At 61.9% G+C, this 22315-nt stretch carries 20 protein-coding genes and 1 pseudogene; 19 read left to right on the forward strand and 2 right to left on the reverse strand.

Annotated features, from left to right (window positions below):
• Positions 1 to 3: 3 nt before the first annotated feature.
• The 5 genes from livM to QWJ46_RS00940 all read left to right on the forward strand — a co-directional run bounded on the left by livM (position 4) and on the right by QWJ46_RS00940 (position 4627).
• The gene (livM, locus tag QWJ46_RS00920) at positions 4 to 1395 is read left to right on the forward strand and encodes a high-affinity branched-chain amino acid ABC transporter permease LivM (RefSeq protein ID WP_184453679.1); all 1392 of its coding nucleotides are present in this window, start codon (positions 4 to 6) and stop codon (positions 1393 to 1395) included.
• A complete protein-coding gene (locus QWJ46_RS00925; RefSeq protein WP_302748674.1) occupies positions 1395 to 2270 on the forward strand; it encodes an ABC transporter ATP-binding protein in 876 nt (291 codons plus the stop codon). The genes livM and QWJ46_RS00925 overlap by 1 nt, the downstream gene beginning before the upstream one ends.
• Positions 2270 to 3013 carry an ABC transporter ATP-binding protein gene (locus QWJ46_RS00930; RefSeq protein ID WP_184453682.1) on the forward strand — a complete coding sequence of 248 codons (744 nt, stop codon included), beginning with the start codon at positions 2270 to 2272 and terminating at the stop codon, positions 3011 to 3013. The genes QWJ46_RS00925 and QWJ46_RS00930 overlap by 1 nt, the downstream gene beginning before the upstream one ends.
• Before the next feature lie 18 nt (positions 3014 to 3031).
• Entirely contained in the window at positions 3032 to 3385 is a 354-nt protein-coding gene (locus QWJ46_RS00935; protein WP_184453684.1) for a DUF6867 family protein, read from the forward strand.
• Positions 3386 to 3505: 120 nt separating this feature from the next.
• Complete coding sequence (locus QWJ46_RS00940; protein WP_088392846.1) at positions 3506 to 4627, forward strand: branched-chain amino acid ABC transporter substrate-binding protein; 1122 nt, start codon at positions 3506 to 3508, stop codon at positions 4625 to 4627.
• 199 nt (positions 4628 to 4826) lie between these two features.
• On the opposite strand, the gene QWJ46_RS00945 is transcribed toward QWJ46_RS00940, so the two are convergent.
• Complete coding sequence (locus QWJ46_RS00945) at positions 4827 to 5744, reverse strand: response regulator transcription factor (RefSeq protein ID WP_184453686.1); 918 nt, start codon at positions 5742 to 5744, stop codon at positions 4827 to 4829.
• On the reverse strand, positions 5737 to 9120 hold the full coding sequence (locus tag QWJ46_RS00950; RefSeq protein WP_302748675.1) for an ATP-binding protein: 3384 nt from the start codon (positions 9118 to 9120) through the stop codon (positions 5737 to 5739). Before QWJ46_RS00950 ends, QWJ46_RS00945 begins: the two co-directional genes overlap by 8 nt.
• A 177-nt stretch (positions 9121 to 9297) precedes the next feature.
• Here QWJ46_RS00950 and QWJ46_RS00955 point away from each other — a divergent pair, with 177 nt between their 5' ends.
• The 14 genes and pseudogenes from QWJ46_RS00955 (at position 9298) to ureC (ending at position 22291) form a co-directional block, all read left to right on the forward strand.
• Positions 9298 to 11202 (forward strand): phosphatase PAP2 family protein, encoded by a 1905-nt coding sequence (locus QWJ46_RS00955; protein ID WP_302748676.1) that lies wholly within the window; start codon positions 9298 to 9300, stop codon positions 11200 to 11202.
• Positions 11203 to 11382: 180 nt separating this feature from the next.
• The gene (gene urtA / locus QWJ46_RS00960) at positions 11383 to 12675 is read left to right on the forward strand and encodes an urea ABC transporter substrate-binding protein (RefSeq protein WP_184453692.1); all 1293 of its coding nucleotides are present in this window, start codon (positions 11383 to 11385) and stop codon (positions 12673 to 12675) included.
• 111 nt (positions 12676 to 12786) lie between these two features.
• A complete protein-coding gene (gene urtB, locus QWJ46_RS00965; RefSeq protein WP_302748677.1) occupies positions 12787 to 14412 on the forward strand; it encodes an urea ABC transporter permease subunit UrtB in 1626 nt (541 codons plus the stop codon).
• Positions 14409 to 15473: pseudogene (urtC, locus tag QWJ46_RS00970) on the forward strand (urea ABC transporter permease subunit UrtC); the annotation flags it as partial. The gene urtB and the pseudogene urtC, both read left to right, overlap by 4 nt.
• A gap of 104 nt (positions 15474 to 15577) precedes the next feature.
• Positions 15578 to 16333, forward strand: coding sequence for an urea ABC transporter ATP-binding protein UrtD (gene urtD, locus QWJ46_RS00975; protein ID WP_302748894.1), 756 nt, complete (start codon positions 15578 to 15580; stop codon positions 16331 to 16333).
• Positions 16334 to 16409: 76 nt separating this feature from the next.
• Positions 16410 to 16928: a hypothetical protein gene (locus tag QWJ46_RS00980; RefSeq protein WP_302748678.1), complete on the forward strand. Its 519-nt coding sequence runs from the start codon at positions 16410 to 16412 to the stop codon at positions 16926 to 16928.
• Between the two features lie 18 nt (positions 16929 to 16946).
• Complete coding sequence (gene urtE / locus QWJ46_RS00985; RefSeq protein WP_302748679.1) at positions 16947 to 17642, forward strand: urea ABC transporter ATP-binding subunit UrtE; 696 nt, start codon at positions 16947 to 16949, stop codon at positions 17640 to 17642.
• Between the two features lie 138 nt (positions 17643 to 17780).
• Positions 17781 to 18602: an urease accessory protein UreD gene (locus QWJ46_RS00990; RefSeq protein WP_302748895.1), complete on the forward strand. Its 822-nt coding sequence runs from the start codon at positions 17781 to 17783 to the stop codon at positions 18600 to 18602.
• Between the two features lie 28 nt (positions 18603 to 18630).
• A complete protein-coding gene (locus tag QWJ46_RS00995; RefSeq protein ID WP_064695492.1) occupies positions 18631 to 18933 on the forward strand; it encodes an urease subunit gamma in 303 nt (100 codons plus the stop codon).
• A 9-nt stretch (positions 18934 to 18942) separates the two neighbouring features.
• On the forward strand, positions 18943 to 19194 hold the full coding sequence (locus tag QWJ46_RS01000) for a DUF1272 domain-containing protein (protein WP_302748680.1): 252 nt from the start codon (positions 18943 to 18945) through the stop codon (positions 19192 to 19194).
• Between the two features lie 10 nt (positions 19195 to 19204).
• The gene (locus QWJ46_RS01005) at positions 19205 to 19510 is read left to right on the forward strand and encodes an urease subunit beta (protein WP_302748681.1); all 306 of its coding nucleotides are present in this window, start codon (positions 19205 to 19207) and stop codon (positions 19508 to 19510) included.
• 17 nt (positions 19511 to 19527) lie between these two features.
• The gene (locus QWJ46_RS01010; protein ID WP_302748682.1) at positions 19528 to 19935 is read left to right on the forward strand and encodes a lysozyme inhibitor LprI family protein; all 408 of its coding nucleotides are present in this window, start codon (positions 19528 to 19530) and stop codon (positions 19933 to 19935) included.
• A 1-nt stretch (position 19936) separates the two neighbouring features.
• Positions 19937 to 20575 carry a Urease operon accessory protein gene (locus QWJ46_RS01015; protein WP_302748683.1) on the forward strand — a complete coding sequence of 213 codons (639 nt, stop codon included), beginning with the start codon at positions 19937 to 19939 and terminating at the stop codon, positions 20573 to 20575.
• 3 nt (positions 20576 to 20578) lie between these two features.
• A complete protein-coding gene (gene ureC, locus QWJ46_RS01020; RefSeq protein WP_184453708.1) occupies positions 20579 to 22291 on the forward strand; it encodes an urease subunit alpha in 1713 nt (570 codons plus the stop codon).
• Positions 22292 to 22315: the final 24 nt, after the last annotated feature.

The raw sequence follows: 22315 nt of genomic DNA on the forward strand, positions 1-22315 counted from the left end.
GTCATGGCAAACATCGAGAATTCCGCAGGCAAGCCCGATGCCGGACTTGTCCGCAAAGGTCTTATCGAAGCCCTTTTCGCCGCCGTTCTCTCCCTCGGCATGTTCGTTCTCTATGTCGGCCTGAAAACCGATCAGAACATCAACAACGAGCTGATCATCGTCCAGCGCTGGGGACTGCTGGCGATCTTTGTCGCTATCGCCGCGATCGGCCGTTTCGCAATGGTCGTTTTCGTCAAGCCGAATATCGACCGCCGAAAACTCCGCAAGGCGCGGGAAGGCGATCTCGACATTTCGACCGAGAAGAGTTTCTTCCATCGGCATTTCCTGAAGATCGCGCTGCTGGCGCTGCTGCTTTATCCCGTGGTGATCGTGGCGCTTGTCGGCGCTCAGGGCTCGCTGAAATGGGTCGACAATTTCGGCATCCAGATCCTGATCTACGTGATGCTCGCCTGGGGGTTGAACATCGTCGTCGGCCTCGCGGGTCTCCTCGATCTCGGCTATGTCGCGTTCTATGCGGTCGGCGCTTATTCTTACGCGCTACTGTCGAGCTATTTCGGCCTGTCCTTCTGGTTGCTGCTGCCGCTTTCCGGCACCCTCGCAGCGCTCTGGGGCGTCATTCTCGGCTTCCCGGTGCTGCGTCTGCGCGGCGACTATCTCGCCATCGTCACGCTCGCCTTCGGTGAGATCATCCGCCTCGTCCTGATCAACTGGACCGACGTGACCAAGGGAACCTTCGGCATCTCGAGCATTCCGAAGGCGACGCTCTTCGGCATTCCCTTCGATGCGACGGCCGGCGGCTTTGCCAAGCTCTTTCACCTGCCGATGTCTTCCGCCTACTACAAGATTTTCCTTTTCTATCTGATCCTGGCGCTGTGCATGCTGACGGCCTACGTCACCATCCGCCTGCGGCGCATGCCGATCGGGCGTGCCTGGGAAGCGCTGCGTGAAGACGAGATCGCTTGCCGTTCGCTCGGCATCAACACAGTGACGACCAAGCTGACGGCGTTCGCGACGGGAGCCATGTTCGGTGGCTTCGCGGGCTCGTTCTTCGCCGCTCGCCAGGGCTTCGTCTCGCCGGAATCCTTCATCTTCCTGGAGTCGGCCGTCGTTCTCGCCATCGTCGTTCTCGGCGGCATGGGCTCGCTGACCGGCATTGCGATCGCCGCGATCGTCATGGTGGGCGGTACCGAAGCGCTGCGCGAAATGAATTTCCTGAAAGCAGTCTTCGGGCCCGACTTCACGCCGGAACTCTACCGGATGCTGCTCTTCGGTCTCGCCATGGTGGTCGTCATGCTGTTCAAACCGCGCGGTTTCGTCGGATCGCGTGAACCAACTGCCTTCCTCAAGACACGCAAGGCCGTATCCGGAAGCTTCACCAAGGAGGGCCACGGTTGATGAGCCCCGTCACCAATACGATGTCGAGCGACACGCTTCTCAAGGTCGAGCACCTGTCGATGAAGTTCGGCGGCCTGATGGCCATCAACGACTTCTCCTTCGAGGCCAAGCGCGGCGACATCACCGCGTTGATCGGTCCGAACGGCGCCGGCAAGACCACCGTCTTCAACTGCATCACCGGCTTCTATAAGCCGACGATGGGGATGATCACGCTTAATCAGAGAAGCGGCAAGCAGTACCTGCTGGAGCGCCTCCCGGACTTTCGCATCACCAAGGAAGCCAAGGTGGCGCGCACCTTCCAGAACATTCGGCTGTTTTCCGGCCTGACCGTTCTTGAAAATCTGCTCGTCGCTCAGCACAACAAGCTGATGCAGGCGTCGGGTTATACCATTCTCGGCCTCATCGGCATCGGCCCTTATAGGCGAGAAGCCGCAGCAGCCGTCGAGTTGGCGCGTCATTGGCTTGAAAAGGCCGATCTGATCGAACGTGCCGACGATCCGGCAGGCGATCTGCCTTACGGCGCCCAGCGCCGTCTCGAGATCGCGCGTGCAATGTGCACGGGCCCGGAATTGCTCTGCCTGGACGAACCGGCCGCGGGCCTCAACCCACGCGAATCTGCTAAGCTCAACGAGCTTCTGCAGGGCATTCGCGCCGATACCGGAACCTCCATTCTCCTTATCGAGCATGACATGTCTGTGGTTATGGAAATCTCCGATCACGTCGTCGTCCTTGAATATGGCCAGAAGATTTCCGATGGCACGCCGGATCATGTGAAGCACGACCCGAGGGTCATTGCGGCGTATCTCGGCGTCGAGGATGAAGAAGTGGAAGAGGTGATCGCAACCGTCGAGCAGCTCGAAGGAGGCGCAAACTGATGGGCGATGCAGTCATGACGGGTCAACCGCTCCTTCAGGTGAATGGCGTCGAAACCTACTACGGCAATATCCGCGCGCTGGCCGGCATCGATGTCGCCGTCAACAAGGGCGAGATCGTCAGTCTGATCGGCGCCAATGGCGCCGGCAAGTCGACGCTGATGATGACGATCTGCGGCAGCCCCCAGGCCCGTAAGGGCTCGGTCGTCTTCGAGGGTCGCGAGATCACCCGTATGCCGACCCATGAAATCGCACGCCTGCGCATCGCGCAGTCGCCGGAAGGGCGCCGCATCTTCCCCCGCATGACCGTCATGGAAAACCTCCAGATGGGCGCGGGTCTCGATAATCTCAAATATTTCGCCGAGGACGTCGAGAAGATCTTCACGCTCTTCCCGCGTCTCAAGGAGCGTCACGCCCAGCGCGGCGGCACGCTTTCGGGCGGCGAGCAGCAGATGCTGTCGATCGGCCGCGCGCTGATGGCGCGTCCGAAGCTCTTGCTGCTCGACGAACCTTCGCTCGGCCTGGCGCCGCTGATCGTCAAGGGAATTTTCGAAGCGATCCGGAAGCTCAATGAGCTGGAAGGCCTCACCGTGTTTCTCGTCGAGCAGAACGCATTCGCGGCGCTGAGACTCTCGCACCGCGCCTACGTGATGGTGAATGGCAAGGTGACGATGAGCGGCTCCGGCAAGGAACTGCTTGCAAACCCGGAAGTCCGCGCCGCCTACCTCGAAGGCGGAAGACATTAGTCAAAGGGAGAGTTTGACATGCAGGGACTTTTCTTCGAAAGCGACGACGGCGTCCGGGTTGTCATTCGCGCCCTCGTCGTACTGATCGGCTTCTGGACGGCTTGGCGAGCCGGCAAGGCGGTTGCGGACGGCTGGAACAATTATCCGCTCGCCGTCGTCTACACCTTCCTCCTTGCCTGGGCGATGCAGTTTCTACACCATGCCCTGTTCAATGGACCGATGCTCAGCGGCCTCTTCTACGGCATCGACTTCGTGACCTTGCTGGTCTTCTCGACGGCCGGCTACCGCTTTCGCCGTACCAATCAGATGGTCAACAACTATTACTGGCTGTACGAAAAAACTTCCGCGTTTTCGTGGAAGGACAAACATTGACAGTCCGTTGAAACTAGGCATGAATTGCCTTCAGAGTGGAACAGCTTTCCTGGCGCAGTCAATGGTGGGTAATGCGCCGGGCCTTGGACCGGAACCCGCCCAAAAATTGGGAGTAACAATATGAAGAAGTCTCTTCTGTCGGCAGTGGCTCTGACGGCGATGGTCGCCTTCAGCGGCAACGCTTGGGCCGACGTCCTCATCGCTGTCGCTGGTCCGCTGACCGGCCCGAACGCCGCTTTCGGCGCTCAGCTTCAGAAGGGTGCCGAGCAGGCAGCCGCCGACATCAACGCTGCTGGCGGCATCAATGGCGAGCAGATCAAGATCGAGCTCGGCGACGACGTTTCCGACCCGAAGCAGGGCATTTCGGTCGCCAATAAATTCGTTGCCGACGGCGTCAAGTTCGTCATTGGCCACTTCAACTCGGGCGTTTCGATCCCGGCTTCGGAAGTCTATGCCGAAAACGGCATCCTCGAAATCACCCCGGCCGCCACGAACCCGAAGTTCACGGAACGGGGCCTCTGGAACACGTTCCGTACCTGCGGCCGTGACGATCAGCAGGGCGCCATCGCCGGCAAGTATCTCGCCGACCACTTCAAGGACGCCAAGATCGCCGTCGTTCACGACAAGACCCCCTACGGTCAGGGCCTTGCAGACGAAACCAAGAAGGCGATGAATGCCGCCGGCCTGACGGAAGTCATGTACGAAGGCATCAACGTCGGCGACAAGGACTTCTCGGCCCTCATCGCCAAGATGAAGGAAGCCGGCGTCTCGATCATCTATTGGGGCGGTCTGCACACCGAAGCCGGTCTCATCATCCGTCAGGCCGCAGACCAGGGCCTGAAGGCAACGCTGGTTTCCGGTGACGGTATCGTTTCGAACGAACTGGCCTCGATCGCTGGTGACGCTGTCGCCGGTACGCTCAACACCTTCGGCCCCGATCCGACGCTGAACCCGGCGAACAAGGAGCTCGTCGAAAAGTTCAAGGCCGCCGGTTTCAACCCGGAAGCCTATACGCTCTACTCCTACGCTGCCATGCAGGCGATTGTCGGTGCCGCCAAGGCTGCCGGTTCGGTGGATCCTGAAGCGGTTGCCACGGCCATGAAGGAAAAGGGTCCGTTCCCGACGGTTCTCGGCGACATTTCGTTCGACGAAAAGGGCGACCCGAAGATTCCTGGCTACATCATGTACGAATGGAAGAAGGGCGCGGACGGCAAGTACACCTACGTGCCGCAGGGCATGTAAGCTTTGCTTCCTAGGAATATGATCATTGAAGCCCGGTTCGCCGGGCTTCTTTTTTGGCGGCGCTTCATCCACGGCGCGGTCAGGCGGTGAAGCGGCGCTGTTCGGCGCTGGCTTGGATGGATGGAGAAGGCGATACTGCTGCCGCTTGTCAGCGGTGCGGTGGAGGAGACGTGATCCACGGAACGCCGTCCGCTATCCCTCAGATCTCATGCAGAACATGCGTCGCCTTCACGGCCGCCGACGCCCGGTTTTCGACGCCGAGTTTCACGTAGATCTGTTCGAGGTGTTTGTTCACTGTGCGCGCCGACAAGCCCAGTATTTCGCCGATGTCACGGTTTGCCTTGCCCTTGGCGATCCAGAGCAGCACTTCGGATTCTCGTTGGGTGAGCGCAAAACGCTGGCGCAGCATCTCGTCGTCGCTACGCTGGCTGGCGGCGGTGAGGCGGAATAGATATTCATCCGGGCCGATCGAACCGAGGAAGGCAAGCTGCAGCGCCGCCTGGCCGGCATGGGTGATTGAGATGATGCCGTCGCGCACTGCTGCCATGCGATCGCGCATCCAGCCGGCGATATGGCGGACGACGATCTCCATGCCGTCGTCACTGCCCATGGCGGCATTGACCAGCCGGGTCGCCTGCGGCGTCGACCAATGTATCGCGCCGTCGCCCTTGACCGCCAGCAGATGACGGCCGGCAGCGTCGAGCGCAACGCGGGCGCTCTGGGCCGAGCGGGCATTGCGCAGATGGACGCGGATGCGGGCGCGCAGTTCGTCGATGTTGATCGGCTTGGTGAGGTAATCGACGCCACCGGATTCCAGCGCGTGCACGACATGCTCGGTCTCCGTCAGGCCGGTCATGAAGATGACGGGCACCTGCGCTACAGTGGCATTCGCCTTCAGCCTGCGGCAGGTCTCGAAGCCGTCCATCACGGGCATCACGGCGTCGAGCAGGATCAGATCGGGCGTGATCCGCTCGACGATGCCAAGCGCTGCCGTGCCCGAGGTGGCGATCAGCACGGAGAAGCCGGATTGTTCGAGCGCGTCTGTGAGGAAACCGAGCGCTTCGGGCGAGTCGTCGACCAGCAGAACGATGTCGCGAGGGAGGGCCGGCTCAGCCAATGGATTCCACCTTTTCGTCGAAGTCGTGCAGGAAGGACATGAAGCCGGCCAGATCGAAAGCGGCCACATAGGGTCGAAGAGCCTCGGTGAATGGCCGATTTGCCTCCACCTTGGCAAGGTCCGAAAGCTTGGCTTCGATGCCCCTGATGTAACCGATCTCGCCGAGCCGCAGCAATTCCTGCACATGGGCGGCACCTGGGCCCCGCATCGGCGCCTCCATCTTTGCAGGAGCGGCGGGCGCGTCATCGGCATAGATCCAGTTCAGGCCGAGATGCAAAGCGAGCTTGTCGCGCAGCTGGCGGATGTCGACCGGTTTGCCGATCGCATCATTGTGGCTGTCGTCGCTGTCGCTCAGAACCGTCGCATCGCCGATGTTGGCCGAAAGCATCACAACCGGTGCTGTCTGACCAGCCTCACGCAGACGCGAGACGAGCTGCCAGCCGCTCATGCCGGGCATCAGTATATCGACGAGGAACAGATCGGGCAGGATGCCGTCGATCAGTGTCAGGCATTCGGCGCCGCCTGCCGCTGTCAGCACGATGAAATCGAGCGGCGCCAGGATTTCGCGCATCATCTCGCGGTGATCCTCGTTGTCGTCGACGACGACGATGGTGCGGCGTGGGCCGTCGTAACCGACGATGCGTTTTTCCTGCGGCGGCGCGGCGGCGCGCAGGACGGCGGACAGCATCAGCCGCACACGGAATGCCGAGCCTTCGTCCTTGACGCTCGAGACCGCAATCTCGCCGCCAAGCGTATTGGTCAGAAGCCGGGTGATGGTGAGGCCGAGACCGAGGCCCGGCATCGGCCGCACGCTGTCTGCCTCGCCCCGCTGGAAAGGTTCGTAGATGCGCGTCAGGTCCTTCTCGGCGATGCCGCGGCCGGTATCGGTGACGGTGAAGGTCGCGACCTGGCTGCGATAGGCGACATCGAAGGTGACGCTGCCTTCGTCCGTGAACTTGATGGCATTGGAGAGCAGGTTGACGAGAATCTGGCGCAGGCGCTTTTCGTCGGTGCGGACGAATTGCGGCAAGGCGGGCGAGCGATCATCGATGAAGGCGAGCCCCTTTGCCTGCGCCTGCGGCCGAAAAAGCTCGATGATCTGGTCGAGGAAGTCATGGATGTTGATCTCGTTGGAATAGACCTGCAGGCGGCCGGCCTCGATCTTGGAGATATCGAGCAGGCCGTCGATCAGCCCCGAGAGATGTTCGGCGCTGCGGCGGATGACCTTGATCGAGGATTGGCGCGGCGCCGGGATCGTTTCGTCCCGTTCGAGGATCTGGGCATAGCCGAGCACGGCGTTCAAAGGTGTGCGCAGCTCGTGGCTGAGGCCAACGACATAGCGGCTCTTGGCTCGGTTGGCTGCCTCGGCCGTCTCCTTGGCGTTCTGCAAGGCGGCATCGGTTTTCTTGTGGGCGGCGATTTCCTTGAGCAGCAGCGTGTTCTGGCGCGAGGATTCCTCCTCGGCGACGACGCGGCTGTCATGGGCGAGCACATAGAACCAGCAGACGACGCCTGAAATCACCGAGAAGACAAAGAAGACGATCAGAATGGTGCGATCGACAACCTCTGCCGTTTCCGGCGAGGCGGAGGCGACCTGATGGGCGATCATCGCCAGGATGGCGCCGATGGCGGTCAGCGCCAGGGCGACGGCGATGGCATAGCGGCCGAGGCGCGTCGTCAGCTTGCCCAGAATACTCTCCGGCAGCAGCGTCCTCGCGACCGTACCGACCTGGGCGTTAAAACGCGCGGCCGGCTTGCACATGTCGTGGCAGCGGCTGTCGAGCGAGCAGCAGAGCGAGCAGATCGGGGCGGCATAGGCCGGGCACCAGGCCATATCCTCCGGCTCGAATGGGTGCTCGCAGACGGAACAGGTGATGTTCGTCTGGTTCTTCCAGCTCTGGCGCGGCTTGCGCGCGAGGTAGAATTTCCCCTTTGTCGCCCAGGCGATCGCCGGCGTGGCGATGAGGGCGATGACGAGGGTGATATAGGGGGCGAGCGAAGCGGCTGTCTCGCCGAAGGCGCCGAAATGGGCGACGAGCGATATCGTCGCCGAAAGCGTCATGGCGCCGAGGCCGACCGGGTTGATGTCGTAGAGATGGGCGCGCTTGAACTCGATGCCGGGAGGGGCAAGCCCCAGCGGCTTGTTGATGAAGAGATCGGCTGAAATCGTGCAGAGCCAGGCCATGGCGATGATCGAGAAGATGCCGAGCGTCTCTTCCAGCAGCCTGTAGATGCCGAGTTCCATCAGGAGCAGGGCGATTGCGACGTTGAAGACAAGCCAGATGACACGGCCGGGATGGCTGTGGGTCAGCCGTGAGAAGAAATTCGACCAGGCGAGTGAGCCGGCATAGGCGTTCATCACGTTGATCTTGAGCTGCGAAACGACGACGAAGGCGGCCATCAGCAGCAGTGCAGCGTTATGCCAGGGAACCATGTAGCCGAAGGCGGTCAGATACATCTGCGCCGGATCGGCGGCACGGTCGAGAGGCACGCCCGAGGCGAGGGTCAGCACGACGAGAAACGAACCGGCAAGCAGCTTCGGTGCTCCGATGATGACCCAGCCGGGACCGGCGAGGAAGACGGCGAGGCGATGGCGCCACTTGCGCTGCGGGACCGGCGGCAGGAAGCGCAGGAAATCGGCCTGTTCGCCGATCTGCGACATCAGCGCCAGGATGACGGCGGAGGCTGCACCGAATTCAACCAGATCAAAGCCTGCGACGGTGCCGGGAGGACCCGAAGCATGATGGATGCCGGCGAAGGCGCGCCAGAGATCGAACTTTTCCCAGTCCATGAAGGCGATGAAGATGAAGGGCAGGATGTTCAGCACGATCCAGAAGGGCTGGGTCATCAGCTGGAACTTACTGATCAGCCGCACGCCGTGCGTCACCAGCGGGATCACCATGACGGCGCTGATGATGTAACCGATCCAGAGCGGAATGCCGAGGGTGAGCTCCAGCGCCCCGGACATGATTGAGGCTTCGATCGCAAACAGCATGAAGGTGAAGCCCGCGTAGATCAGCGAGGTGATGGTCGAGCCGATGTAGCCGAAACCGGCGCCGCGCGTCAGAAGATCGATGTCGACGCCGTGGCGGATGGCGTAGCGGCTGATCGGCAGGCCGATCGCCAGCATGGCGATCGAGGCGACGATGATGGCGTAGAAGGCGTTGGTGGTGCCGTAAGAGAGGGTGATCGCGGCGCCGATCGCTTCGAGCGCCAGGAAGGAGATTGCGCCGATCGCCGTCTGCGAGATGCGCTCGGAGGAAAAATGGCGGGCGCTCTTTGCGGTGAAGCGCAGCGCGTAATCTTCCAGCGTCTGGTTGGCGACCCAGCGATTATATTCGCGTCTCACCGGAATGATGCGTTGGCGCGCTGTCATGCCTATTTCCGGCACTCTCGTTGGGCTCATCGTTTCCACGGCAGTTTTGGCGGGATGGACGGGAAAGGCAAGGGGTGAGCACTGGCGGATTTGCAGAACAGTCATATTTTTGAAAAGGCTCTGTCACGTATCCGCTCTAACCCTACCGCCGTTCGTTAAACCATTCCGGGTATACTCATGTCTGTTTCAAAACTTTGCCGCCTGAGCACCGCTCTCGTCAGCCTTCTTTCGGTCGTGCCCTCGCTTGCCGCGGCAGAGCAAGCCACAAGCGCGAAAGCGCCCTATGCCGAGACCGGAAACACCAACAAGCGCGGTGACGCTTGCTTCTCGACCGCCGACACCAACGCCGCCGTCCATCTTCTCTCCGGCTTCTTAGAAGTATGGAGGCCGCGCACGCCCTTCGTCGATGCCGGCGTAGAAGCTCCGGCCAAGGACAATTGCCCTGCAGTCGCCAAGACAGATTGGGACGGCATCCCCTTCAGCAAGACCGACGGCCAGATCGTCAACAAGCTCGTTCATGATGCGAATATCGGCTATGTCATCAAGGCGACAAAGGCGCGTACCGCCGAACAGGCGGTCGCGGCCTATCTCGACGACCGGCGCGGCAAAAATGCCAGCATCGTCGATGGCCTCGGCCCGCTGACCGATGCCTGGAAGGCCGGTTCCAAGCAGACCACCACGATCACCGAAGTAGCGGCCGATGCGACGACGGTCAAATATGACGACAAGGGGAACAATCGCGGCGCCGGCAGCAAAGCGGACGCGGAAAACAAGACCGACGCCAACCCGGACATGGGCCTCGCCATCGACTTCATCAATGCCGCAAGCGGCGATGGCTCGACGGAGCCCGCCAAGCGCTATTTCAAATATGGCCGTCCCTATCGCTGGAGCCCGGACGTCTCGGTCGTCCCGACGCTCGAGCCCGCCAAAAGCAGCAAGCCGGTCGAGGACGGTGGCTTCCCCAGCGGACATACGGCGGAAGCCTGGCGGGATGCGCTCGCCATGGCCTATTTGGTGCCGCAGCGATTCCAGGAAATGATCGCGCGCGCCAGCGAAATGGGTGAAGACCGCATCCTTGCCGGCATGCACTCTCCGCTCGACGTGATGGGCGGCCGCATGCTTGGCACCGCCACGGTCGTCTATAACCTGAACAAGTCCGACAATTCAGCGCTGAAGAGCGCTGCCTACGCCCAGGCGCAGTCATGGCTGATCGCCAAGTCGGGTGTTGCGGATGCGGGTGCGCTCGAAGTCGTCGCGCATGCGGCGCCGCTTTCGGCGGACCGTTTCGCCGATCACGAAGCCAATCGTGCCTATGTGCTGCAGCGCCTGAGTTACGGCCTGCCGACGATCCATGCGACCGATCAGCCGGCTCGCGTGCCGGAGGGCGCCGAAGCGCTTCTGGAAACCCGTCTGCCCTATCTCGATGGTGAACAGCGCCGCGAGGTGCTTGGCACAACGGAGATCGCTTCGGGCTATCCGCTTCTCGACGACGCGGAAGGCTACGGCCGCCTGAACCTGTTTGCCGCCGCCGATGGCTATGGCGCTTTTGACCAGGATGTGACGGTGACCATGGATGCGGCAAAGGGCGGCTTCAATGCGATCGACACCTGGCGCAACGACATCGGCGGCAAGGGCAAGCTGGTGAAGCGCGGCAGCGGCATTCTTGGTCTTTCCGGCGCCAACAGCTATGCCGGCGGCACCGTGCTGGACGAGGGCGTGCTGGTGGCCGGCTCGTCCTCAGCCTTCGGCGCCGGCGGGCTCACGGTCAATGGCGGTTCGCTCATCGTGGCGGCCGACAAGCCCTTAGCCGTGGGCGGCGACTATCAGCAGCTCGCCAGTGCAACGGCGAAGCCGACTCTCGGCGCGAATGGCGCCGGCACGCTGGTCGTTGCAGGCAAGGCGACGCTCGCCGGCGATCTGGACGTGGCGCTTGCCCATGGCTTTGCGCCGGCGCCGGGAACGAAGATCGAAATCCTGAAGGCTGCCGCCATTACCGGCACCTTCGGCAAATTCACCATCTCCGGCCACAGGGCGACTCTGTCTTACGGCCCGACCTCGGTCACCTTGACGATCGACGGCTAATATCGAACCGACCGGGCATCCCCTGCTGCGGGGATGCCCTGCTGGTCAAGACTGCGCATTCGACCCCTGCGCCTACGTCATTTTGCGTATGTGTTTTTGCGCTGCAGCACCCGATAGTCCCCTCGGCAACAGTTAACTCCGTTTCCGGCCTGTTGCGGAACAAGAGAGGGGATCAACCATATGAATCTCAAATCCACGATTACAGGCGCCGCGCTCGGCGCCGTCATGGCAGCGTCGGCTGCCTTCAGCAGCGCGATTGCCGCTGACGATACGATCAAGGTCGGCGTGCTGCATTCGCTCTCGGGCACGATGGCGATTTCCGAAACCACGCTGAAAGACGCCATGCTGATGCTCATTGACGAGCAGAACAAGAAGGGCGGCCTTCTCGGCAAGAAGCTCGAAGCCGTCGTCGTCGATCCGGCGTCCGACTGGCCGCTATTTGCCGAAAAGGCGCGTGAGCTGATCGAAAAAGACAAGGTCGCCGCCGTCTTCGGCTGCTGGACCTCGTCCTCGCGCAAATCCGTCCTGCCGGTTTTCGAAGAACTCAATTCGCTGCTCTTCTATCCCGTGCAGTACGAAGGCGAAGAATCCTCGCGCAACATCTTCTACACTGGTGCGGCTCCGAACCAGCAGGCAATTCCGGCCGTCGACTACCTGATGGAAAAAGAAGGCGTCAAACGCTTCGTGCTCGAAGGTACCGACTACGTCTATCCGCGCACGACCAACAAGATCCTCGAGGCATACCTGATTTCGAAGGGTATTCCGAAAGAAGACATCATGACCAACTACACGCCGTTCGGCTTCTCCGACTGGCAGACCGAAGTTTCCAAGATCAAGGAATTCGGTTCCGCCGGCAAGAAGACGGCGGTCGTCTCGACGATCAACGGCGATGCCAACGTTCCGTTCTACAAGGAACTGGGCAACAAGGGCATCAAGGCAACCGACATCCCCGTCGTCGCCTTCTCGGTCGGCGAAGAAGAGCTTGCCGGTCTCGACACCAAGCCGCTCGTCGGCCATCTCGCTGCCTGGAACTACTTCGAATCCGTGGAAAGCCCCGCCAACAAGAAGTTCATCAAGGACTGGCACGCATTCACCAAGAACGACAAGCGCGTGACCAACGACCCGATGGAAGCTGCCTATATCGGCTTCAACGCCTGGGTTAAGGCCGTCCAGGCTGCCGGCACGACCGATACCGATAAAGTTCTCGACTCCATCATCGGCGTCAGCGTTCCGAACCTCTCCGGCGGCTATGCCACCGTCATGCCGAACCACCATATCACCAAGCCGGTGCTGATCGGTGAAATCCAGGCCGATGGCCAGTTCGAGATCGTCCAGCAGACGCCCGCTGTCGTTGGTGACGAATGGTCTGACTACCTGCCTGACTCAAAGGACCTGATCTCCGATTGGCGCAAGCCTCTCTCCTGCGGCAACTTCAACGTCGCGACCGGTAAGTGCGGCGGCAAGGGCTCCTGAGGAGATCCAACTGTTGACAGCCTAAAGACTTCCGTCCGGAGCTGATCCGGGCGGAAGCTCCGTCCTTACCGCTGCGCCGAAAGGCCGACGACACTCAAGGCGAGAGAGCCGATGTTTCGCGCCATCAAGATTTTTCTTCTGACATTTTGCCTGATGCTTTCCGGCCTGACGTTTCCGGTGACCAGCCTGCGCGCCGAGGGTGACGTGCATGCTCTCGTCGATGCGCTCGGCGTCGGCGGCTTTCCCGAGCGCGACGCGGCCATCCGGGCGCTTGCCGCTTCCGGGGATTCGCATGTCAGCCAGATCCTGCAGCAACTGAGCGGCGGCCAGCTCTACGTCAATTCGGAGGGCGGCCCCGTTCTCGTTCAGGGCGGCACGGAGGACGAGCCCACCTATTCCGACCCGATCACCGGCGAGGCGGTTGCCGATGTCGACCCCGACATGATGTCGAAGGTCAAGATCAACAATTCGCTGCGCACCACGATCACGACTGTGATGAGCCAGCTGACGCTTTTGAGCCCGGATCACTCCGCGCGGCTCGCAGCGGCCGAGGGCATGCTGAGGGATGCCGATCCCGCCAATCTCGAACTTCTGAATTCGGCTCTTTCAGCCGAGAAGGACGGGGAGATCAAAAGCACGATGGAAGCGGCGCGGGCTGTGATGGTGCTGAAGAGCGATGCCGGGAGCGAGGAGAAGCGGGCCGCCATTGACATGATCGCCGCCCGCGGCGGCCGCGATGCGCTGACGATCCTGACGACCGCGATGGCGAATGCCCCTGACGATCTGAAGCCCGCGATCCAGACGGAGATCAATTCGATCAACCGCGACCTGGCGCTCTGGGACGTCGTCCAGAACGTCTGGTACGGCCTGTCGCTCGGCTCGGTGCTGCTGCTTGCTGCAATCGGCCTTGCCATCACCTTCGGCGTCATGGGTGTCATCAACATGGCGCATGGCGAGATGGTGATGATCGGCGCCTATACGACCTATGTCGTGCAGGAAACAATCGCTTCGGCCTTCCCGTCACTCGCCGATTATTCGCTGGCTTTCGCGGTGCCGGCCGCCTTCGTCTTTACCGGCTTTGTCGGTCTCGTCATCGAACGTGCAGTGATCCGCTACCTCTACGGCCGGCCGCTGGAAACGCTGCTTGCCACCTGGGGCGTGTCGCTGATCCTGCAGCAGGCGATCCGCAGCTATTTCGGCCCGACCAACCGCGAGGTCCGCAATCCGAGCTGGATGTCCGGCGCCTTCGATTTCGGCGGGCTCGTCATCACCTGGAACCGACTCTGGATCATCGTCTTCTCGATGGTCGTTTTCCTGACGCTGTTGATGCTCCTCAAGCACTCCGCCTTCGGCCTGCAGATGCGGGCGGTGACGCAGAACCGGCGCATGGCCTCGTCGATGGGCATTCGCACCGGCTGGGTCGATGCCTTCACCTTTGCGCTCGGCTCCGGCATCGCCGGCATGGCCGGTGTGGCGCTCTCGCAGATCGACAACGTCTCGCCGAACCTCGGCCAGAACTACATCATCGACAGTTTCATGGTCGTCGTCTTCGGCGGTGTCGGCAATCTCTGGGGCACGCTGGTCGGCGCGCTGTCGCTCGGCGTCGTCAACAAGTTCCTCGAGCCCTTCGCCGGCGCCGTGCTCGGCAAGATCCTGGTGCTCGTCCTCATCATTCTCTTCATCCAGAAGCGGCCGCGCGGGCTCTTCGCACTCAAAGGAAGGGCGGTGGAAGCATGATAACGGCCTTCCTTCTCCGGTCTCTCGATCGCAGGATCTCCATCGCCGTCGCCCTGTTGCTGGCGGTCGCCATTCTCGTGCCGGTGCTGAACCTTGCCACCGGCCCGACGCACCCGCTGCACATCCCGACCTATATCATGGCGCTGTTCGGCAAATACCTGACCTACGCTTTGCTGGCGCTGGCGCTCGATCTCGTCTGGGGTTTCTGCGGCATTCTCTCGCTCGGCCACGGCGCTTTCTTCGCGCTCGGCGGCTATGCGATGGGCATGTATCTGATGCGCCAGATCGGCTCGCGCGGCGTCTACGGCGATCCCATGCTGCCAGACTTCATGGTGTTCCTGAACTGGAAGGAACTGCCCTGGTTCTGGTACGGCTTCGACCAGTTCTGGTTCGCGGCGCTGATGGTGCTCGCCGTGCCCGGGCTGCTCGCCTTCGTCTTCGGTTGGTTCGCCTTCCGCTCGCGCGTCAACGGCGTTTACCTCTCGATCATCACCCAGGCGATGACATACGCGCTGCTGCTTGCCTTCTTCCGCAACGACATGGGCTTCGGCGGCAATAACGGCATGACTGATTTCAAGGATATCCTCGGCTTCAACATCCAGGCGGACGGCACGCGCGCCAGCCTCTTTGCCGCGACCGCGATCTTCCTGGCGCTGTCGCTGACGATCGCCTCGGCAATCGTGCGTTCGAAATTCGGCAAGGTGCTCGTCGGCGTGCGCGATGCCGAAAGCCGCACACGCTTCCTCGGCTACCGCGTCGAGCATTTCAAGCTCTTCACCTTCGTCGTGTCGGCGATGATGGCGGGCATTGCCGGCGCGCTCTATGTGCCGCAGGTCGGCATCATCAATCCCGGCGAATTCGCGCCCGCCAACTCCATCGAGGTCGTCATCTGGACGGCGGTCGGCGGGCGGGGAACTCTGATTGGGCCGATCATCGGCGCGATGCTCGTCAACGGCGGCAAGACGATCTTTACCGGTCTCTTCCCGGAGTTCTGGCTCTTTGCGCTCGGCGGCCTCTTCGTCGCCGTGACGCTGCTCCTGCCGAAGGGCGTCGTCGGCACGATCTCGCACTATTTCGCCAAGCGGAAGACCGTCTCCGAGCCCGCGCCGCAACCGGCGAAGGAAGACGGGATCGAGCCGAAAATCCAGGCAGCGGAGTGAGCACCATGATTCCCGACGTCAAACCCACCAGCGTGCTCTATCTCAGCGGCGTCTCCGTTTCCTTCGACGGCTTCAAGGCGCTGAATTCGCTCTCGATCGTCATCGAGCCGGGCGAGCTTCGCGCCATCATCGGCCCGAACGGCGCTGGCAAGACGACGATGATGGATATCATCACCGGCAAGACCAGGCCTGACGAGGGAGAGGTGTTCTTTAACGGCACTGTTGATCTCACCAAGAAGGATGAGGCCGACATTGCTCAGCTCGGCATCGGCCGCAAGTTCCAGAAGCCGACGGTCTTCGAAAGCCACACGGTCTGGGACAATCTGGAATTGGCGCTGAACCGCCGCCGCCGGGTGTTTTCGACGCTGTTCTACCGGCTTTCGGGCGAAGACAGGACGCGCATCGAGGAAATCCTCGAAACGGTGCGGCTGACCCACCGGCGCGACGAGCTGGCCGCCAATCTCTCGCACGGGCAGAAGCAGTGGCTGGAGATCGGCATGCTGCTCGCGCAAGAACCGAAGCTGCTGCTCGTCGACGAGCCCGTTGCCGGCATGACGGATGCGGAGACGGCGGAAACGGCGATCCTGCTCAAGGACATCGCCAGGACCCGTTCGGTCGTCGTCGTCGAACACGATATGGGCTTCATCCGCGACCTCGGCGTCAAGGTGACCTGCCTCGCGGAAGGTTCGGTGCTTGCGGAAGGATCGATTGATTTCGTCAGCTCCGATCCGAAGGTGATCGAGAATTATCTGGGGCGGTGATCAATGCAACTTGCTGGCTTGAACCTGACAAAAGAACAAGCTCTAAAACGAGTGGGTATTCTTGTGGGGTTTCAGCATGGCTTTTCTCGGCATTCTGGTCGCGGCGGTCAGCGGCGCGGTCATCTGGTATTGGCGTTTCAAAATGATGCGTGAGGCTGGAAACGAGATCATCGATTCCGTCGAGCGTATGCGGGGCGCTTATAGGCGCGGAAAGCGCCGCAGGCAGGCTGAGGCAGCGCCGCTGGCGTCGATTGCCGACCCGGCGATTGCGGCGGTGGCTTTCTTCTTCTGCCTTGCCAAGGAAAAGCCGATGTATGTCGACGCGGCGAAGGATGTCGTCCGCAGCCATATGACGGGCATCATCCGGCCAGGCGACATGGAAGAGGTGCTGGTGTTCGGCGAATGGGCGTCCAAGAACGTCACCAGTCCCGAAGATCCGATCCGCCGGTTTCGAGACCTCTGGATGAAGGCGCTCGACATGCAAGAGCGCCAGCAGCTGATCGGTATTGCCGAGGACGTAGCTGCGGTCGGTGGCGGGAGAACGAAAGAACAGGACTACGCGCTGCAGACGCTGAGGCGCAGCCTGATGAACTGATGGGGAATGGGTGAACGGATGCTGACAGTCGAGAACGCAAATCTGCATTATGGCGCGGCGCAGGCGCTGCGCGGCATCTCCATCAAGGCGGAGATGGCCAAGATCACCTGCGTCCTGGGCCGCAACGGCGTCGGCAAGAGCTCGCTGCTGCGCGCCGTCACCGGCCAGCATCCGCTGTCGGCCGGCACAGTCACTTTTAACGATGCGAAACTGAACGGCCTGCCGCCCTTTGCCCGCGCCAAGCAGGGCATCGGCTACGTGCCGCAGGGGCGCGAAATCTTTCCGCTGCTCACCGTGAAGGAAAATCTCGAAACCGGCTTTGCCCCGCTTGGCCGCCGCGACCGCAATATTCCCGACGATATCTTCAGTCTCTTTCCGGTGCTGAAGTCGATGCTGTCGCGTCGGGGCGGCGATCTTTCCGGCGGACAGCAGCAGCAGTTGGCGATTGGACGCGCGATGGTGACGCGGCCGAAGATCCTCGTGCTCGACGAGCCGACCGAGGGCATCCAGCCGTCGATCATCAAGGATATCGGCCGGGCGATCCGCTACCTCCGCGATTCCACCGGCATGGCGATCCTGCTCGTCGAACAATATCTGGATTTCTGCCGGGAGCTTGCCGATTACGTCTACATCATGGATCGCGGCGAGATCGTGCATGAAGGACTGGCGGAGACGCTGGACACGCCGGAAGCCCGCCGTCATCTGACCGTCTGACGGGCAGATGCCGTATTTTGCGGCAGTTGGAGCGGCGCTTCGCCGATCTGCTGCACCTTTCGGGCGGCATAGGAATTGCTTGCTTTCCGTTATCCGCGCGATGGAATGAAAAGCGGTAGCGCGACCGAAAGGGACGATATGACGATTGCGGCGGCCAGCACCAGACCGCAAAGAGCGGAGGGACGCGGGCATCTGGCGGCGAGGCTGCTCGATGGCCGCACGCGCATTCGCGAGCTCTATCAGGAGGGCGCGGCAAAGATCCGCCTGCCAGATACGTTCGATGTGTCGATGGAAGCCGTGATCATCAACACCGCGGGCGGGCTGACCGGCGGCGACCGGATGGATTGGAGCGTCGTTGCCGGCGCCGGCACGAAGATCGACGTCACTACCCAGGCCTGCGAGAAGATCTACAAGGCATCGACAGGCACCGCCGAGGTGACGACTCGTATTAAGGTCGGCCCGCGAGCACGCGTCGACTGGCTGCCGCAGGAGACGATCCTCTTCGACCGGGCTTCGCTTTTCCGCCGGCTCGATGTCGATCTCGACGAGAACGCTGAATTCCTGGCCGTCGAGGCCGTGCTGCTCGGCCGCAAGGCGATGGGCGAGGCGGTGGAGACCGGGCTCTTTCGTGACCGCTGGCGTATCCGCCGTCCGGGCCGGTTGATCCATGCCGAGGAACTGAAACTTTCCGAAGGTATTTCGGCGCTGGCTGCACGTCAGGCCGTGCTCGGCGGGCAGGTCGCCTTCGCGACCTTGCTTTACACCGGGCCGCTGGCGGAGGCCTATCTCGGCAAAGTGCGGCCGCTCGTCGAAGGGCTGATGGGTGGTGCCAGCGCCTGGAACGACAAGCTCGTCGTGCGTCTTGCAGCAGCCGACGGCTTCTCGCTCAGAAAAATCCTGATCCCGGTCATTTCTACCTTGCGCAATGGTGCGCCTGTGCCGAAAGTCTGGAATCTATGAATTTAAGCACGAAGCAGATGGGTATGTAATGAACCTCACTCCGAGAGAAAAAGACAAGCTGCTGATATCGATGGCGGCGATGGTGGCGCGGCGGCGGCTGGAGCGCGGCGTCAAGCTGAACTATCCCGAGGCGATAGCACTGATCAGCGATTTCGTCGTCGAAGGCGCCCGTGATGGCCGCCCCGTCGCCGAGCTGATGGAGGCCGGCGCCCATGTGATTGGCCGCGACCAGGTGATGGAAGGCGTTGCCGAGATGATCCACGACGTGCAGGTGGAGGCGACGTTCCCGGATGGAACCAAACTCGTCACCGTCCACGAACCGATCCGGTGAGGAAAGAGCATGCTCGAGCTCAGACCCAATTGCGAATGCTGCGACAAGGACCTGCCGCCTGATAGCGCGGAGGCGCGGATCTGCACCTATGAATGCACCTTCTGCGCCGATTGCGTCGACGGCGTGTTGAAGGGTGCCTGCCCGAACTGCGGCGGCAATCTCGTTGCCAGGCCTATCCGGCCGGCCGCCATGCTTGCCAAAAATCCTGCTTCGACAAAACGTGTGCTGAAGGCCGAGGGCTGCGCGCCCAAGGCGGCTTAAGGAGAACCCTATGATTCCGGGCGAGATCATTGCCGCCAGCGGCGACATCGAACTCAATGGCGGCGCGCCGACGGTGACGCTGGAAGTTTCCAATACCGGCGACCGGCCGGTGCAGGTCGGCAGCCACTATCATTTCGCTGAGACCAATGCCGGGCTTTCCTTCGACCGCGCGGCGGCGCATGGCAAGCGGCTCGATATTCCGGCGGGAACGGCAGTGCGCTTCGAGCCGGGGCAGACGCGCTCGGTGACGCTGATCCCGCTTTCCGGCAAGCGCGAGGTCTATGGCTTCCGCCAGCTGGTGATGGGCAAGCTTTAGAAGAACGGGAGAGGTGAATGCGTCTGAATATTTGCCTCATCGGGGCGGCGATGCTGTTTGTGGCCGGCGGTGCGTCCGCGCAGGATGTCGATTGCAAAAATCCGCAGACGCAATCGGGCATGACCTCCTGCGAAGAGGCGCGCCATGAGGCGGCCGACAAGGCGCTGAACGAACAATATAAGAAGACGCGCGCCGCCATGGTGGCGATCGACAAGGATCTCGACGGCGACATGAAGGGCGCGGAAAAGGCGCTGGTCAAGGCGCAGCGCGCCTGGATCGATTATCGCGACGCCGAATGCGACGCCTTCGGCTTTCAGGCCCGTGGCGGCACGATGGAGCCGATGCTGGTTGCCGGATGCCTGGCCGAAGAGACGGATAAACGCACGAAAGAGCTGAAACAGCTCGAAGACACGATGAGCAATTAAGGTGATCAAAAAGATCGTAATCGTCGGCAATGGCGAGGTCGGGGAAGGACAGGCAGGCATCATCGATGCCGCCGATTTCGTGATCCGCTTCAACGATTGCCGTTCCTATGGCGCCAGCGGCAGCCGCACGGATGCCGTTGCGGTCTGCAATACCGGCCGGCCGGCAAAGGCAATGCTCGGCTCGCCTGAGTGGCGCGCTCATCCCGGCATCATCGCGGCGCGCGAAATCTGGAGTGTGCGCGACCCGGAAAAATTCGCCGCGATGCGGGCGCCGCTTGCCGTCTCGCATCCGGAGCTCGACGATTTCTGCGACGACTATACCGATGCGTTCGCTGCCTTCTGCGCGGAGACCGGCAAGAGGCATGTCGTCATCGGCAAGGAGGTCCACGAGGCCGTCGACGCCTCGCTTTCGGCCTTTGCGCCGGCGCCCTACGTGGTGCCGAGCAGCGGCATGATCGTCATTGTCGAGGTGCTGAACAAATATGCCGAGGCCGAGGTAATGTTGGCCGGCTTTGGTCACGCCGGCTGGGAATGGCACCCGTTTGCTGCCGAACGGCATCTTGTCGATAGCTATATTACCGCCGGCCGCCTCACGCGGCTCGGCGAAAAAACACTTGTCTCTTCCTCCCACGGAGCCTGATGAATGCCCTACAAGATCTCCCGCGCCGCTTATGCCGGCATGTTCGGACCGACCATCGGCGACAAGGTGCGCCTTGCCGATACCGAGCTCTTCATCGAGATCGAAAAGGATTTCACCACCTATGGCGAGGAGGTGAAGTTCGGCGGCGGCAAGGTGATCCGCGACGGCATGGGCCAGAGCCAGGTGACGCGGGCGGACGGCGCGGTCGATACCGTCATCACCAACGCGGTGATCGTCGATCATTCCGGCATCTACAAGGCCGATATCGGGCTGAAGAGCGGACGCATCGTTGCGATCGGCAAGGCGGGCAATCCTGACATGCAGCCGGGCGTCAATATTATTGTCGGCCCTGGCACGGAGGCGATCGCCGCCGAAGGCAAGATCGTTACTGCGGGCGGCATGGACAGCCATATCCACTTCATCGCGCCGCAGCAGATCGAGGAAGCGCTGATGTCTGGCATGACCTGCATGCTCGGCGGCGGCACAGGGCCGGCGCATGGCACGCTTGCCACCACCTGCACGCCCGGCCCCTGGCATCTCGCCCGCATGATCGAGGCGGCGGACGCCTTCCCGATGAACCTGGCCTTCGCCGGCAAGGGCAATGCCTCGCTGCCGGGAGCATTGACCGAAATGGTGCTGGCCGGCGCCACCTCGCTGAAGCTGCACGAGGATTGGGGCACGACGCCCGGCGCCATCGACTGCTGCCTGTCGGTCGCTGACGAGTATGACGTGCAGGTGATGATCCACACCGATACGCTGAACGAAAGCGGCTTCGTCGAGGATACTATCGGCGCCATTAAGGGCCGCACCATCCATGCCTTCCACACGGAAGGGGCGGGCGGCGGCCATGCGCCCGATATCATCAAGATCTGCGGCCAACCGAACGTTATCCCGTCGTCCACCAATCCGACGCGGCCCTATACGGTCAACACCATCGCCGAGCATCTGGACATGCTGATGGTCTGCCATCACCTGTCGCCGTCGATCCCCGAGGATATCGCCTTTGCCGAAAGCCGGATCCGCAAGGAGACGATCGCGGCCGAAGACATTCTGCACGATATCGGCGCCTTCTCGATCATCTCCTCCGACAGCCAGGCCATGGGCCGCGTCGGCGAGGTGGCGATCCGCACCTGGCAAACGGCCGACAAGATGAAGCGCCAGCGTGGCCGGCTGAAGGAGGAAAAGGGCGATAACGACAATTTCCGCGTCCGCCGCTATATCGCCAAATACACGATCAATCCGGCGATCGCCCACGGTCTCAGCCATGAGATCGGCTCGGTCGAGGTCGGCAAGCGCGCCGACCTCGTGCTCTGGAACCCGGCCTTCTTCGGCGTGAAGCCCGACATGGTGCTGCTCGGCGGCTCGATTGCCGCCGCCCCGATGGGCGATCCGAACGCCTCGATCCCGACGCCGCAGCCGGTGCATTATCGGCCGATGTTCGCCTCCTATGGCAAGAGCCTCACCAATTCCTCCGTCACCTTCGTCAGCCAGGCTTCGCTCGATGCCGGGCTGAAAGGCAGGCTCGGGGTCGCAAAGGAACTCGTGGCGGTGAAGAATACGCGCGGCGGCATTTCCAAGGCATCGATGATCCACAATGACCTGACGCCGGAGATCGAGGTCGATCCGGAGACCTATGAAGTCAGAGCGAATGGCGAATTGCTGACCTGCGAACCGGCGACGGTACTGCCGATGGCGCAGCGCTATTTCCTGTTTTAGGCCAGCATCCGTGCGTGCGGGGCG

The organism is Rhizobium sp. CBN3 (genome assembly GCF_030518245.1).
Taxonomy (GTDB): Bacteria; Pseudomonadota; Alphaproteobacteria; order Rhizobiales; family Rhizobiaceae; genus Rhizobium; species Rhizobium aethiopicum_A.

Bases quoted from the DNA above. Each gene is read 5' to 3' on its own strand.
- livM (WP_184453679.1), top strand. From the start codon at position 4: ATGGCAAACATCGAGAATTCCGCAGGCAAGCCCGATGCCGGACTTGTC.
- QWJ46_RS00925 (WP_302748674.1), top strand. From the start codon at position 1,395: ATGAGCCCCGTCACCAATACGATGTCGAGCGACACGCTTCTCAAGGTC.
- QWJ46_RS00930 (WP_184453682.1), top strand. From the start codon at position 2,270: ATGGGCGATGCAGTCATGACGGGTCAACCGCTCCTTCAGGTGAATGGC.
- QWJ46_RS00935 (WP_184453684.1), top strand. From the start codon at position 3,032: ATGCAGGGACTTTTCTTCGAAAGCGACGACGGCGTCCGGGTTGTCATT.
- QWJ46_RS00940 (WP_088392846.1), top strand. From the start codon at position 3,506: ATGAAGAAGTCTCTTCTGTCGGCAGTGGCTCTGACGGCGATGGTCGCC.
- QWJ46_RS00950 (WP_302748675.1), bottom strand. From the start codon at position 9,120: ATGACAGCGCGCCAACGCATCATTCCGGTGAGACGCGAATATAATCGC.
- QWJ46_RS00955 (WP_302748676.1), top strand. From the start codon at position 9,298: ATGTCTGTTTCAAAACTTTGCCGCCTGAGCACCGCTCTCGTCAGCCTT.
- urtA (WP_184453692.1), top strand. From the start codon at position 11,383: ATGAATCTCAAATCCACGATTACAGGCGCCGCGCTCGGCGCCGTCATG.
- urtB (WP_302748677.1), top strand. From the start codon at position 12,787: ATGTTTCGCGCCATCAAGATTTTTCTTCTGACATTTTGCCTGATGCTT.
- urtD (WP_302748894.1), top strand. From the start codon at position 15,578: ATGATTCCCGACGTCAAACCCACCAGCGTGCTCTATCTCAGCGGCGTC.
- QWJ46_RS00980 (WP_302748678.1), top strand. From the start codon at position 16,410: ATGGCTTTTCTCGGCATTCTGGTCGCGGCGGTCAGCGGCGCGGTCATC.
- urtE (WP_302748679.1), top strand. From the start codon at position 16,947: ATGCTGACAGTCGAGAACGCAAATCTGCATTATGGCGCGGCGCAGGCG.
- QWJ46_RS00990 (WP_302748895.1), top strand. From the start codon at position 17,781: ATGACGATTGCGGCGGCCAGCACCAGACCGCAAAGAGCGGAGGGACGC.
- QWJ46_RS00995 (WP_064695492.1), top strand. From the start codon at position 18,631: ATGAACCTCACTCCGAGAGAAAAAGACAAGCTGCTGATATCGATGGCG.
- QWJ46_RS01000 (WP_302748680.1), top strand. From the start codon at position 18,943: ATGCTCGAGCTCAGACCCAATTGCGAATGCTGCGACAAGGACCTGCCG.
- QWJ46_RS01005 (WP_302748681.1), top strand. From the start codon at position 19,205: ATGATTCCGGGCGAGATCATTGCCGCCAGCGGCGACATCGAACTCAAT.
- QWJ46_RS01010 (WP_302748682.1), top strand. From the start codon at position 19,528: ATGCGTCTGAATATTTGCCTCATCGGGGCGGCGATGCTGTTTGTGGCC.
- ureC (WP_184453708.1), top strand. From the start codon at position 20,579: ATGCCCTACAAGATCTCCCGCGCCGCTTATGCCGGCATGTTCGGACCG.